At 42.7% G+C, this 14,284-nt stretch carries 9 protein-coding genes and 1 other RNA gene; 4 read left to right on the forward strand and 6 right to left on the reverse strand.

From position 1 onward, the window contains the following. Positions 1 to 217: 217 nt before the first annotated feature. Positions 218 to 1,078, reverse strand: coding sequence for an RNA polymerase sigma factor RpoD/SigA (locus F8N35_RS06410; RefSeq protein WP_068704774.1), 861 nt, complete (start codon positions 1,076 to 1,078; stop codon positions 218 to 220). 218 nt (positions 1,079 to 1,296) lie between these two features. Next, positions 1,297 to 2,781, reverse strand: a complete 1,485-nt coding sequence (locus tag F8N35_RS06415) for a Do family serine endopeptidase (protein ID WP_293050575.1) — start codon at positions 2,779 to 2,781, stop codon at positions 1,297 to 1,299. 298 nt (positions 2,782 to 3,079) lie between these two features. Between F8N35_RS06415 and rnpB the strand changes: the two genes are divergently transcribed. Then, an RNA gene (gene rnpB / locus F8N35_RS06420) (RNase P RNA component class A) lies at positions 3,080 to 3,441 on the forward strand. 63 nt (positions 3,442 to 3,504) lie between these two features. On the opposite strand, the gene F8N35_RS06425 is transcribed toward rnpB, so the two are convergent. Continuing rightward, entirely contained in the window at positions 3,505 to 4,734 is a 1,230-nt protein-coding gene (locus tag F8N35_RS06425) for a PLP-dependent transferase (RefSeq protein ID WP_293050577.1), read from the reverse strand. 255 nt (positions 4,735 to 4,989) lie between these two features. Between F8N35_RS06425 and F8N35_RS06430 the strand changes: the two genes are divergently transcribed. From F8N35_RS06430 to F8N35_RS06440, 3 genes are all read left to right on the forward strand, one after another. Further along, positions 4,990 to 6,615 carry a S41 family peptidase gene (locus F8N35_RS06430; RefSeq protein WP_293050579.1) on the forward strand — a complete coding sequence of 542 codons (1,626 nt, stop codon included), beginning with the start codon at positions 4,990 to 4,992 and terminating at the stop codon, positions 6,613 to 6,615. A gap of 43 nt (positions 6,616 to 6,658) precedes the next feature. Beyond that, the gene (gene epsC, locus F8N35_RS06435; RefSeq protein ID WP_293050581.1) at positions 6,659 to 7,531 is read left to right on the forward strand and encodes a serine O-acetyltransferase EpsC; all 873 of its coding nucleotides are present in this window, start codon (positions 6,659 to 6,661) and stop codon (positions 7,529 to 7,531) included. A 230-nt stretch (positions 7,532 to 7,761) separates the two neighbouring features. Continuing rightward, a complete protein-coding gene (locus F8N35_RS06440; protein WP_293050583.1) occupies positions 7,762 to 9,075 on the forward strand; it encodes an NAD(P)-dependent oxidoreductase in 1,314 nt (437 codons plus the stop codon). 425 nt (positions 9,076 to 9,500) lie between these two features. Here F8N35_RS06440 and uraA read toward each other — a convergent pair whose 3' ends face one another. From uraA to F8N35_RS06455, 3 genes are read right to left on the reverse strand one after another with little or no spacing between them, the layout of a single operon-like run. Further along, positions 9,501 to 10,793, reverse strand: coding sequence for a uracil permease (gene uraA, locus F8N35_RS06445; protein ID WP_293050585.1), 1,293 nt, complete (start codon positions 10,791 to 10,793; stop codon positions 9,501 to 9,503). Between the two features lie 34 nt (positions 10,794 to 10,827). After that, complete coding sequence (locus F8N35_RS06450) at positions 10,828 to 13,254, reverse strand: hypothetical protein (protein WP_293050586.1); 2,427 nt, start codon at positions 13,252 to 13,254, stop codon at positions 10,828 to 10,830. Continuing rightward, complete coding sequence (locus F8N35_RS06455) at positions 13,208 to 14,284, reverse strand: hypothetical protein (RefSeq protein ID WP_293050588.1); 1,077 nt, start codon at positions 14,282 to 14,284, stop codon at positions 13,208 to 13,210. The genes F8N35_RS06450 and F8N35_RS06455 overlap by 47 nt, the downstream gene beginning before the upstream one ends.

A 14,284-nucleotide genomic window follows, 5' to 3' on the forward strand; every position in this document is an offset into this window, starting at 1 on the left:
TGGTTATAAATCAGACTCCTGTAAGCAAGAAACACAAAACAGAATCCTGTTAACAATTGTAAGTGCAAAGTTAATAAGAATGTACAAGATTTGATACAATATTCCGTCAGTGGCGCAACAAAAAAAAACGACCTTCTCAAAAAGAGAAAGCCGTTTTTAAAGTGCGACAAACAATAAATCACTCTCTTGTTCGTCAATGTAAAAAATCAGTCTGTGGTTAGCCTAAGAAACTTTTCAAAAGTTTACTTCTCGAATTTGAGCGTAATCTGCGAATAGCTTTTTCTTTAATCTGGCGAACACGTTCACGGGTAAGCCCGAATTCGTCGCCAATTTCTTCCAAAGTCATTTCTGCACGTCCTATTCCGAAGAACATTTTGATTATCTCGCCTTCCCGTTCGCTGAGCGTAGAGAGGGCTCTGTCAATTTCCATCGAAAGAGATTCGTTAATCAAACCACGGTCGGCATGAGGTGCATCTTCATTGATGAGCACATCCAGCAAGCTGTTATCTTCACCTTCCACAAAAGGAGCATCAACCGAAATATGACGGCCTGACACCTTGAGAGTTTCAGCAATTTTTTCAACCGGAATTTCTAACTGATCAGCCAACTCTTCGGCCGATGGACGACGTTCGTTTTCCTGTTCAAAACGAGAAAACGCTTTGTTGATTTTGTTGAGTGAACCTACCTGGTTCAGCGGTAAGCGTACAATACGCGATTGTTCCGCTAATGCCTGCAAAATGGATTGACGAATCCACCATACAGCATAAGAAATAAATTTGAACCCACGTGTTTCATCGAATTTTTCTGCAGCTTTAATCAAGCCAAGATTCCCTTCGTTAATCAGGTCGGGCAAACTAAGCCCCTGATTTTGGTACTGTTTTGCAACTGAAACGACGAAACGCAGGTTAGCACGTGTCAGCTTTTCCAAAGCACGGCGATCGCCTCTCCGGATACGCTGAGCTAAATCGACTTCTTCTTCAACGGTAATAAGCTCTTCGCGGCCAATTTCTTGTAGATACTTGTCCAACGAAGCACTCTCGCGATTCGTAATCGATTTGGTAATTTTTAGTTGTCTCATTGATTTTTATGACGGAAAAATAAGCTTGCAAATTTACTCATTTTTTGAGCCAAATGCAAATTTTTCTTGCTAAAAGTTGTTGCAATAAATCGCAAAGTGAATAAATATAAATCTATTTACAATTTTCTTATCACAAGACAATAAACCTTCTCATTCACACAAAACCGAACCTGAACTTTACGTTCCTTTCAATCAGTTCAGGCCCGGCTCTTTACCTATTAGTCTTTTGTTGGGTCTATTGCATAATAAGCAACTTTTCCGTTAGGATAAATACCTGTAATAAAAAGAGCTCTGTCTTGTTCGTCTGCAGAATTATTTGCTTTCACGGCACTCTCCAGATCTGTTACTTTCCGAATAGGTTTATTGTTGATCTTGATGATCACAAAACCTTTCTGCACTCCAGCATCAGACAACAAGCTGTTCTTCTGCAAGCCTACAACCTGAACCCCACCGGAAATACGCAGCTTCTGCTTCAAATCATCGCCCACCTCTTCGAGCGATGCACCAAGCACTTCCATGCCCTTATTCTTCACAACCTTTGTATCACCTTGTTGGTTCTTCAATGTCACTTCCGCCGTTTTATCTTTGCCTTCACGAACAAAAGAGACTTCAATCTTGTCGCCCGGACGATGACGTCCTACCTGTTCCTGCAGTTCTGCAGATGATTTTACGGCGACCCCGTTTATCTTTGTAATAATATCACCTTCCTTAATTCCGGCATCTTTTGCAGCACTCAGGTCATTTACTTCAGCAACATACACACCGTCAAGCACTTTAATTTTCTTTTCTTTTGCGAAATCATCATCAATATCTCTGATCTGAACACCCATCAGCGCACGTTGTACAGTTCCGTATTGTTTGATATCAGCCACTACTTTGCTCACGATACTTACCGGAACAGCAAAACCATAACCGGCATAACTTCCTGTTTGAGAAGCAATAGCTGTGTTTATACCGATCAGTTCTCCTTTTGTATTTACCAAAGCACCACCACTGTTGCCCGGATTGATGGCAGCATCAGTCTGAATAAATGATTCAATCGGTGTTTTTGAGGAAATAATATTGATATTACGGGCTTTTGCACTGACAATCCCCGCTGTCACTGTCGATGTCAGGTTAAACGGATTACCGATAGCCAGAACCCATTCTCCAAGTTTCAGATCGTCCGAATTTCCAAAGACAAGTGTGGGCAGATCCTTGGCGTCAATCTTGAGAAGCGCAATATCCGTGTTCGGATCGGTGCCGATTACTGTTGCTGTAAAAGTACGTTTGTCATTCAAAACAACCTGAATATTATCCGCTTCACTAACCACGTGGTTGTTTGTCACAATATAGCCATCGGTAGAAATGATCACACCCGAACCCGATGCTTTCTGGGGTTCTAGCTGACGTTGCGAACCTCCACCGTTAGGACCGAAAAAGAAATTAAAGAACGGATCATCATCCATATCTCCTCTCATCATGGTTCTTTGCTTGGTTTCCACTTTGATATGAACTACAGCATTAACGGAGTTTTCTGCGGCAACAGTTAAATCAGGCAGCCCCGAAGCACCCCGGGTTGGGGTATATGCAACATTCGTAATGGGAGTTTGGATAAAACCTCCATTGGCAACTATCTCTTTTTTCTTGGCAGTTCCATTTTGCGCATTCACCGCCAACATCCCCGCCAACAAAAACATAACACTTACTAATCTCATTTTCATAGCAATAATCGTTTTATTAAAGGATTGAACAATTCTATTTTAACTTAAAACCGATGACAAATATCTGCAAAAACTTCGACATGTGTATCGCTGCAATTACTAAACTATGTTGACTTTTGCCTCATTTAACATTTGAAATTCTCCGCTTAAATGTTATTTGCTACCAAAATATCGAAATGTTAAAATCAAAGAAATCCATTTGATTATTAGACAGTTCAAACTGTCAGAAGGCTGACAAAGTGGCAATTCAAAAAAAATATCGCTTGATAGCTGACATATTTTGCCGTACCTTTGCATCAAAGCAGGCCGGCTTGTCGCTTTTCCGTTTGTGCGGAGAAGAGGAAAGTCCGGGCAACGCAGAGCACCATATTTCCTAACGGGAAGCTGTTCGTGAGGGCAGAGTAGCGTAACAGAAAATAACCGTCACGACTCGTTCGTGATAAGGGTGAAAAGGTGGGGTAAGAGCCCACCGGCGCTGATGGCAACATCGGCGGCCGTACGCCTTATGGGTTGTAAGGCCATGTAAACCGGCGTTTGAGGGTTGCTCGCCCGAGCCGGAGGGTAGGCCGCAAGAGTTGATTGGTGACAATCTTCCCAGATAAATGACAGGCATCCCGTTTCGGCGGGATACAGAACCCGGCTTACAGGCCTGCTTTTTTATCTGTATAACTACTATCAAAATAAAACGGTTAAGCAACAACTTGCTTAACCGTTCTGTTTTTTCTATCTCAACGCCTGAAGTATATCCGCTTTCAAATCGTCCACATGTTCCAATCCGGTAGAAAAACGCAGCAAGGTATCTGAAATACCGACTTTCTCTTTCATTTCCGGTGAAAATGTGCCATAGATGGTAGACAACGGATGGATTATAAGCGATTTATTATCAAAAAGATTGGTGGCTCGACGTATCACCTTCAGTTTATTCATAAAGGCATAACATGCAGCCTTGTCAGCCAGCTCAAAAGTAAACATGGCTGTTCCTACTTTCCCGAACTGCATTGCACTTATGGCATAAAACGGATTACTTTCCAAACTGTTATGACTAACCTTTTTCACTTCCGGCAGAGTTTCCAACCATTGCGCTAATTCAAGACCCGTATTTGCAGCCTTATTAAAGCGCAACTCCATAGTTTCAAGCCCCAAAGTTTGTTGGTATGCAGTTTGCGGCGACATACAGGCTCCGAAATTTCTGAAAATTTCGCCCCGCAACTTGGCTTGAAATGCCATCGGCCCTGATTTTGTCGCTTCAACACTCAATCTTTTTGAGTGGCTCCAGTCAAAGTTGCCATGATCGAGAATCAATCCTCCGATGCTGGTAGCTCCTCCCGAAATGTATTTTGTACTGGAAACCACTTCGATGTTTGCGCCGAAATCGCGCGATTTGAAGGCACACCACGGAACTACAGTGGTATCAACCACCAAAGGAACCTGTTTTTTTCGTGTTAATTCCGAGAGAGCTTTTAAATCGACGACTTCAAGATGGGGATTGGTGATTACTTCCGTAAAAACGAGAGCTGTATTCTCATCGATATTCTTTTCCACCTCATCAAGGTTCAACAAATCACAAAAGCGAACCTCTACTCCGAAGTTTGCCAGTGTAAACTGCAAAACAGAAAATGTATTACCAAACAAATGGGAGGTAGTAACAATATTTGCCCCACTAAAAGCCAATGTCATAAATACATTCGAGATGGCCGCCATACCAGAAGATACAGCTGTTACACCCATCGCTCCGGATGCTTGTTGTATCCGTTTTTCAAAAAATTCAACTGTTGGGTTCGAAATGCGAGTGTAAGTATGAAAAGCCGATTTTCCGATAAATGCAGCCTCCATTTCTTCTGCTGTAGCAAATTCATAGGCAGCAGTATTGTACACGGGCATTGAAAGCGGATTATTGAGATCATTTTTCGCAAATGAGGTCTCCAAAATCTTAGTGGTAATATTTTCCGACATCTTTAATAATCTTATAGGCAGGATGTTTCTAAACAGCAGAGCATAAAAACAAGCGCGAAGTGTATTTGTTATTTGCAGATACAAAGTTGCAAGATTTCCGTGACGATTCAAAATCAGCTTCATTTTCACGCCCTACTTGTGACGATTGCTAACACGAAGGTCCGGTTTCTCCTATTTTTTTGTACTTTTGCTTTATATTATGGTTATATTTATAACCAAAGCCGCACAATTGTAATTTTGCAAATTCTTATTTTTATGACAAAGCATAAATCTTTCATTATCTTACTATTGGTTGTATTTTCCAGCATTGCGCTTGCACAATTCAAGTTGGATGAGCAATCTGCCAAACTGGTTTACACCCTCAATGCTGTTAACAGTTTATATGTCGATTCGGTAAAAGAGAACAATCTGGTAGAAAGTGCTATCGTTGGAATGCTGAAAGATCTCGATCCTCACTCGGTATATATTCCAAAAGACGAAGTTGAACGGATGAATGAACCGCTCGAGGGTTCTTTTTACGGTATAGGCATTCAGTTTCAAATGCTTGAAGACACACTTTATGTTATACAAACCATATCGGGTTGTCCTGCTGCCAAAGTTGGCGTACTGCCAGGCGACCGTATGATTTTTATTGAAGACACGCTGATCGCTGGCCCCAGTGTAAAAATGCAAAACACGGCTATCATGAAAAAGCTACGCGGACCAAGAGGCACTGTCGTCAGAGTCAAAATGCTTCGTCGCGGAGTACCCGAACTGATTGATTTTAGCATCACACGAGATAAAATTCCTATTTACAGCGTTGACGCTTCTTACATGATTGATAAAGAAGTCGGGTATATCAAGATCAACAGTTTTGGAGCAACAACTTATCGGGAATACCTTGAAGCATTAGATAAACTCAGGAAAGCAGGCATGAAAGATTTGATTATCGACCTGCAGGATAACGGTGGCGGGTATATGAATGCCGCAACAGATCTGGCAAACGAGTTTTTGCAACAAGGGAACCTGATTGTTTATACGAAAGGAGTAAAACAACCACGCACATCGATCAACGCTACCGGCAAAGGAGGGTTTTCAAACGGTCGGCTCATCGTACTGACCAACGAATATTCGGCATCAGCCAGTGAAATCTTCTCCGGTGCCATGCAGGATTGGGACAGAGGTGTGGTCGTTGGCCGCCGTACATTTGGCAAAGGATTGGTACAGCGCCCTGTAATTTTGCCCGACGGATCGATGATCCGATTGACTACAGCACGTTACTATACTCCATCCGGACGTTGTATTCAAAAATCTTATAAAGACGGGTTGGACAAATATGAAAAAGACATATTGGACAGATACAAGCACGGAGAGTTCCAACACGCAGATAGCATTCATTTTGCTGACTCGCTCAAATACAAAACTTTGCGACTCTCTCGTACGGTCTATGGCGGCGGCGGCATTATGCCCGATGTGTTTGTTCCGCTTGACACAACCTATTATTCCGATTATCTCAGAAAAATCATAGCGAAAGGGATTGTCAACAAAACTACTATGCAATACATTGACAAGAACAGAAACGCGATTACCGAACAATATAAAACCTTCGATACTTTCGCCGCATCTTATTCTGTTCCTCAATCACTGTTCGACGATTTGGCAAGTGCTGCCACCAAGGAAAAAATCACCTTCAATCAGGAGCAGTTCGATAAATCCAAAGCTTATTTGTCAACACAAATAAAAGCCATGATAGCAAACGACATATGGGAAAGAGATGCTTTCTACCGCATTGTGAACACGGAAAACGCAATCGTAAAAAAAGCATTGGATTTATTCAAACAACCAGGAGCTTATAACAAGCTACTAACGCCATCGACGAATACAAAGAAAACAGGCAAATAATCGTTGTCTGTAGGATGTAAGACAACATTAAGCAACAAACAGCATGAATTCATCTGAAGTCATAACGGAAGCAATCCGTCAATTGTCAGACTACAAGCAATTCAAAACATTAAGCCATCAGCAAAAGGAAGGAACTCTCCTACCCTCTGTTGATGTACTTGAAGAAATTGTACGACTGACACGATCCATTTTATTCCCCGGCTATTTCGGACGCTCGGCAATTGACCGGCACACGATTAAGTACCATATCGGAGTTAGCGTTGAGGAGCTCTACCATTTACTAACAGAGCAAATCATGGCTGGGCTCTGCTTTTCCACAGACACAGAAGAGCCCAAAGCAAAAGCCATTGACATTGCCACTCAATTTATCACACACCTTCCCTGCATTCGGGAACGTTTGGCAACAGATGTAGAAGCGACGTATATCGGCGATCCTGCATCCAAGAGCTTTGGCGAAGTGATTTTTTGCTATCCGGCTATTCGTGCCATCAGCAATTATCGCATTGCTCACGAACTACTGGAATTGGGAGTCCCGCTTATTCCCCGGATTATCACCGAAATGGCTCATTCCGAAACGGGGATAGACATACACCCGGGAGCTACCATAGGCAATGGATTCACCATTGACCACGGTACCGGTGTTGTGATCGGAGAAACGGCCATCATTGGAAATAACGTAAAATTGTATCAGGGAGTGACACTGGGAGCAAAAAGCTTTCCGCTCGACGAAAACGGGAAACCCATCAAGGGAATTCTCCGACATCCGATACTGGAGGACGACGTCATTATTTATTCCAACTCTACTATACTTGGACGTATCACCATCGGAAAAGGAGCTGTTATCGGTGGAAATATCTGGGTAGATCAGGATGTCCCACCCGGAGCCCGCATAGTACAGAGCCGACCAAAAAAATAACAAAAACAAAAAAGCAACCCGAAAGAGTTGCTTTTTTTATGCCCGCATTAAATCCGGTTTTGAAATTATGTTTATATTTTGTCTTTTCGTTAATTACAACAAATAACATTTCAAAATAAACGTAAATATGATTAATTGCAATCTCTGAATAGCATTTTGTATGTATTTTTGCAACGTCTATATAGCAAAATAAGACTTTCTTATTTTGAATTCACACTTAATCATTCTGTATGCAAGAATCGAAAGATCTGAAATTTGAAGAAATTAACGAAGGATTTTCCGCCAAAGAAGCCATAGATGAAGCAAAACGCTGTTTGAATTGCAAAAACCCTCTTTGCGTTAAAGGATGTCCCATTGAGCATAACATACCGGGCTTTATTCACCAGCTTTCAATGGGAAATGTTGGAAACGCCCTTCAAATCATCAATGAAAAAAGTAACTTACCTGCCATATGCGGTCGCGTATGTCCGCACGAAAAACAATGTGAAGGCCATTGCATTCTCAACAACAAAGGGAAACGCATCCGCGTAGGAAAACTGGAACGCTTTATTGCCGATTTTGATGGAGAAATGGGGCTGATACGCGAAAAACTTCCTCAAAAGAACAGAGGCAAAGTAGCCGTAATCGGTTCCGGTCCTGCAGGATTAACTGTGGCCGGCGATTTAGCCCGACAGGGTTTCAATGTAGTCATCTACGAAGGAGAACAGGAATTGGGTGGCGTACTCATGTTTGGCATTCCCAAATACAGACTTCCCAAGAACGTAGTAAAACGTGAAATTGAGAAGATTGCCGATTTAGGTGTCACGTTCATCACCCATTGCATGGTTGGCAAAGACATTACGGTAGATGACATGTTCGACCGTGGGTTTGATGCCGTCTTTATCGGTACCGGTACCGCCATCCCCAAGTCGCTGTCTATCCCCGGATCCGATTTGGTAGGAGTCGTTCAGTCATCTTATTTCCTGCGCATGGTCAACTTATATCAGAATGAGAGTATCGACCGCAAAGATGTACCGCTACGGGTTAACGACGAAGTCTATGTTATTGGAGCCGGTAATGTTGCCATGGATGCTGCCCGAACAGCTTTACGTATGGGAGCCAAAAACGTATCTGTGCTTTACCACAAAACTGAAGCCGATATGCCTGCACTTCGCACCGAATACGAAGAAGCCGTTGATGAAGGAGTTCATTTTTTATGGAATACTTCCACCGTTGAATTAATCGGAAAGAGAAAACGGTTGTCCGAAATAACGATTCAGACTCCGGAAGGCGAAAAAATAGTTCCGGCCGACCGGGTATTACTGGCAATCGGCTCACGGCCTGCGAACCGTATTGTCTCCACCACCGAAGGCATTGAAGTTAACGATACCGGTTACGTTATTACAAAAGAACGTCCCTACGGGATGACCACAAAGAAAGGCGTTTTTGCGGGCGGTGACGTTGTACATACCCCGCAAACCGTAGTGCTTGCCATGAAGGAAGCCAAGCAGGTAGCTAAAGGAATAGCTCAGTTTGTTGATGCAAAGAAACTCCTGGAAGAATAAAACTCCAGAGTATACCCTAGTAAGTGTTGTAAATGTAAACGAGGATGTCTCTTGCGGGACACCCTCGTTTTTTATTGACATTCAATTAATTTTTTGAAGCAGGCTTTAGCAGGTGATCCGTCACATAACGGGTTCCAGTTGCCAGTGCAACAGCAGAAAGCCATGTTCATTTTTTAGTTTCTTCTTTCTATTCCTTTGTTGGATTAATAATCAGTCAGTATGAAACTGACATTTAGAGCGATATTTCTGTAACTGTGAGGTTTCTTCCATAAGCGTTCCTTTTAGTTCAACAATAAACCTCAGAGGGAATGGCCAATTCCATGACATCACAAATATATATACTGAAAGTCAGAATTGTTCACCTTGCGACATCTTTTTATCGCAAAAAACCATCAACTTTTCAGAACAAAAAGAGAATGAAACGGTTAAGATTCCTGATTCATAATTCCGAGTTTGCGGAAAATCCAGAAAAGAAGAGAAAGAACTACTCCCACGATAGCTGCAAAGGCCATACCTTTGAGCTGAACTGAGCCGATATTGATAGCTGCGCCCGATACACCCACCACAAAAGTAATTGCTCCGAGAACCATATTGCTGTTCTTACTGAAGTCGACTTTCTGTTGGATAAAGATACGGAAACCCTGAACGGCAATCACACCATACAGTAACATGGTCATCCCACCGAGAACTGCAGTAGGGATAGTCGAAATGGCTGCTGAGACCTTGCCTACGCATGAAAAGGCAATTGCAAACAAAGCTGCTCCACGAATCACCCAAACCGAATAAACGCGGGTAATAGCCATCACACCGATATTTTCGCCATAAGTGGTATTCGGAGGAGAACCGGCAAAACCAGAAAAAAGGTTGCTCAAACCATCGCCTAACAAAGAACGGTGCAAGCCGGGATTGGCCATCAAATCGTTGCCGGTCACTTCGCCCGTAACAATAAGGTGGCTGATGTGTTCGGCCAAAACCACGATACATGCAGGAGCTATAATAATCATCGCTTTGGTATCAAAAACCGGTGCGCTGAATTTCGGCAATGCAAACCAGGAAGCGTTACTAATAGCTGTAGTATCCACCATTCCAAGACACAAGGCCATCACATATCCGGCAACAACAGCAATCAGGATAGGAATAACCTGCAAGAAACCTCTGAACAATACAGAACCTATAATACCGACACAAAGAGTAAACATAGAAACCAGTACCACATTCGAATTCACCACAAAAGGCTGCACTACCTGTCCTACAGCGGTAGAACCGGCAGCCAAACCAGCTTGTTGTGCAGCAACAGGTGCCAGTTCAAGACCGATAATGGCAACCACTGCACCCATAACGGCAGGAGGCATCACCACGTCAATCCAGCGGATGCCCCATTTTTTCACCACGAATGAGATAATGACAAAAAATAATCCGAAAAAGATAAAACCGGACTGAGCATGAGCAAAACCTCCATAACTACTAATGATTAGCATTGTTGGAGCAATAAATGCGAAACTTGATCCCAGATAGGCCGGAATGCCGCCTTTAGTTATCCACGAATAAAGTAAAGTACCGATACCGTTCATCAATAAAGCAATAGCGGGATCGACACCTAACAAAATAGGAACTAAAATTGTGGCACCAAACATGGCGGTTAGGTGCTGAAGACTGAGAGGCATGCTCTGCAGAACCGGTAGTTTCTCATGAATACCAATAGTACGTCGTTTTTCCATTTTTTGAAGTTTATAAAGATTTAATTGAAGAGCATTATTTTCGTGCAATAAAAGCATCCAGTAACGGGCATTTATAATCGTGATAGACTTTTGTATCGGCGTAATGAGCATAAAATTCGCGCAACTCTTTTCCTGCCGGATATTTGGGCTTTTTATCGTCATACCACGAATAATTAGTTATTGTCCAGGGCAAGTAGTTGCATTCATGCAGCATCAACAAAGCATAAGCCCGTTGCTCATTGCTTGCTTTGGGATCGTCGGCTGCCAAATGAAAATAGCGAGCCGCCAGTTTACAATTATAATAATTATCGTCTTTCAACGGATTTGGGACCACTCTGACCGGAGGAAGCTTAAAGGCAAGAAACTGATTGAAATAGCCCAAACTATCAGTAGGTGAATGATATTCAGGTTCGGCCCTGCTCCAGCCATATTCCACCATCATCCACGAATTACCATAATAAGAGCAATTGAAATAAGCATTTCCCAAAAGGATTGCATTCTCGGCAACTCCGGTTTTCTTATGCGTTTTATCCTGAAGATCGAGCAGGCGTTTTACAAATTTCGCTTTATCGAAATGGTATGAAAAATTTCTGTTCTTGCACAACACCTTAGCCACAAACGGATCTTCATTCAGACAATCTTTGTAAGCATAGCTTGTCCGCCAAAAGGCTGGATCAATTTTCCTGAAAATCGAATACGCCGTTTTGAGGTCGTTTTGCCGGAATGCCAAGGTCCCCTGCAAATCGCGATAAAGATTGACACTTCCCAGCGGTTGTTCGGTAATATAATCTTCAAAATCGCTTTTATCTGTCTTCGATAAAAGACGGATCAGATTGTCTACATCTCCGATGCCAGCACACTTATCAAAATATCTTATCTTTTGATAGTTATCATCGGCAGTTATTGAAAAATCCTCTGCATATGCCGCATCATACCGTCGCTTATACTGATCGGCTTTCATAGTGAGCAAACCGGCTGTAGCAAAGTCAAAGCGTTTTTCATATTCGCCAGCTACACCAAGCAACAGAGAATAAAGCGTTTTGTTGATCGTATTGTCGCTTTTGGCCAACCGGTGAAGCTTGTGGCAATAAATCACAAACTGATCTTTGAACACGTTGTCGGTTATATCGGTGGTTTTCGCCATCACCCAGGCCGTTTCAATATTTTTCTGTATCTCAATAGAACTATTTTCGGATAAACCGATAGCATTCAGATAATCGAGACCTTCTTTCGTATTGTCATTTATCAGACAAAGATGCGCCAGGCCGAGCGTCAGGTATTGATGGAGCTCTCCCCTCGCCTGCTGTTGCTGTTGTTTTACAAATTCCATGAACGACCCAAGATATTCCAGATCGGTTTTCATGTTTTTTGCCATCGCCTGCGAAAAATTCCATTGCGGTGATACCGCCGGAGAAAACGCGGTAAAAGCTGGTGTACAAATCCAATCCTCCAGTTTATTGATTTCGCGAGCCAGCAAAAACGTCATATAGGAAGATTTCGGATCAAGCGAACTGATAGTTTTAAGGCTACTCAGCACAGGCCCCGGATTATTAATTATTCTCATCACCCACATCACCGCCTTTTCGTGAGCAGTTTTGGCCAGTTTCAATCCAGCCGTAAACGTTGCTTCATCGCTATTGAAAAGCTGATGTGCACGCAATTTCTTGCTGTCGCAATTGTCAAAGACAAGGCTATAGTAGTAGTTTGCTTTTGCCTTTTTCTTTGTGGCATTAAGCGATTGTGCATAAAACAATGAGCTCCAGACATTCATGAGTCCATTGCCATTAAACTTTTTAAAACAACGTTCGTAAGTGGCAATGACATCTGTCGGCCGTTGAAGTTGGTACGACAAGCGACACACTTGATAAGCATAGCGTTTTTTGAGAAAATCGTCCTTTACAGAGCTCAATCGTTTTTTTGCAATCATGAGCAATGCAAGTTTCTTTTGTTTCACCACAGCCATTTCATTGGCATCGCTGTTCCACGACTCAAACCCTTCTGACCAGGCAGTCTCGGTAGCTTCTGCCTGTTTTGAGAAAAGCAGGTATTCCAATAATAGTTTGGAAGATGGACGGAGAAGATACTGAATAAAGCTATTGTCCTCAAAGACTGCTTGCAGCTTATTATGAGAGTAAGCAAACTGAAGAGAATCGGGAGAAGTTTCGTACTGAATGGCAAGAATATCTTCGAGCACAACACCATTGCCCGTAACGGCCTGCCATTCTTTGGCATTTCTTACCCGATCGACACCATCCGGGTCAGGATTATAACTTGCATAAAGAGCGGGTGAGTAATTGAAAATCTGAAGTGGAGAACTGTTACCGGTTCTGGCTTGAAAAAACATCATCCTGTAGGTATCGGGAGATTCCATCACCACACAAGCTGACGAATAAAAAGGAAGTATCAAAAAGAGGCTAATGATCAAAAAGCGTGTAAAAACGCCCAATTTCTTCCATTCCATACCGGTTAACATTTTGTCTATCTAACGAAAAGAGGGTTAAACGTGAGCTGCCCCGCAAAGATACTCGTTTTTTAACAACGTCTATCATTTTTTCTATTTCGGCAGCACTGATTTGTTCTATTCTGATTTCATCCCCGTAACGAAGATAATGTTTCCCGACAACTGTGTCTTTCATCAGCATAAAACGGTTCGTAGTGATCTCTTTATAATGCGCTTTATCACGCCGAAATCCCGTTGCATCAGCATCTTTCATCAAGCCCAGCCATTTTCCACGGTGAAACACAACACCCCACCCGAAAATCGGGAGTGCAATGTCAAGATGATGAGCATAGTTACTTTGTGTAAGATAGCTTTCCAGTTCTTTCGCACTGCCGATGGAATTGGATGTTGTCTGTTTTTGGGGATCAGAAAGATTATAGCACATCAAAAGACAGCGGTTAACCGGTGGAATACCGCTCACATCTCGGTGTTTATACTGCCATAAACGCAACGTAGCCGACCGTTCTTTTTCGGGGAAGAATTCCTCCATTTTTCGCAGAAAATAGAAATAGCGATCCCTGGTAGAAACGGTCCAGTCGCAGTCGAAAAGAACTTCCGTCCAGCCTCTCACAACCGCAGGAGCAGTTTTATTTCCGCTGAGACTGTCCTTTATTGCCATTTCAAGGAAACGGCTATTCACCATTGCAATACGACGGCTCACCCGTGCAGCCAGCGAGTCGATAGCTGCGTGGGTAGCGTGGTCAAAAACTTTGTTGGTGATAAAAACTGAAGGTGTGAAATCACACGGAGGAACAGAAGCGACAATTAAAGTACCCACAGGTTTAGGCTCTTGTCCGGCTTCGTCCCAATCGACATCAAAATAGCGAATATACAAATGATTGGCTCCTGTTTGCTGTAAAGAAGTCTTCTCCTCTTTCGTCATTTTGAAAGTACGCTGCCAGTAGCAAAACGAATGCCGCCCTGCGTCAGTTCCACACGAAACGAGCAGTGACACTAAAAACGAGAAAACAACCAACCGGAGCCAAAACAT

The sequence above is a fragment of the Paludibacter sp. genome (genome assembly GCF_009712605.1).
Taxonomy (GTDB): Bacteria; Bacteroidota; Bacteroidia; order Bacteroidales; family Paludibacteraceae; genus Microbacter.

Bases quoted from the DNA above. Each gene is read 5' to 3' on its own strand.
- F8N35_RS06455 (WP_293050588.1), bottom strand. From the start codon at position 14,284: ATGTTTTGGCTCCGGTTGGTTGTTTTCTCGTTTTTAGTGTCACTGCTC.
- F8N35_RS06450 (WP_293050586.1), bottom strand. From the start codon at position 13,254: ATGGAATGGAAGAAATTGGGCGTTTTTACACGCTTTTTGATCATTAGC.
- F8N35_RS06440 (WP_293050583.1), top strand. From the start codon at position 7,762: ATGCAAGAATCGAAAGATCTGAAATTTGAAGAAATTAACGAAGGATTT.
- F8N35_RS06425 (WP_293050577.1), bottom strand. From the start codon at position 4,734: ATGTCGGAAAATATTACCACTAAGATTTTGGAGACCTCATTTGCGAAA.
- uraA (WP_293050585.1), bottom strand. From the start codon at position 10,793: ATGGAAAAACGACGTACTATTGGTATTCATGAGAAACTACCGGTTCTG.
- F8N35_RS06410 (WP_068704774.1), bottom strand. From the start codon at position 1,078: ATGAGACAACTAAAAATTACCAAATCGATTACGAATCGCGAGAGTGCT.
- epsC (WP_293050581.1), top strand. From the start codon at position 6,659: ATGAATTCATCTGAAGTCATAACGGAAGCAATCCGTCAATTGTCAGAC.
- F8N35_RS06430 (WP_293050579.1), top strand. From the start codon at position 4,990: ATGACAAAGCATAAATCTTTCATTATCTTACTATTGGTTGTATTTTCC.
- F8N35_RS06415 (WP_293050575.1), bottom strand. From the start codon at position 2,781: ATGAAAATGAGATTAGTAAGTGTTATGTTTTTGTTGGCGGGGATGTTG.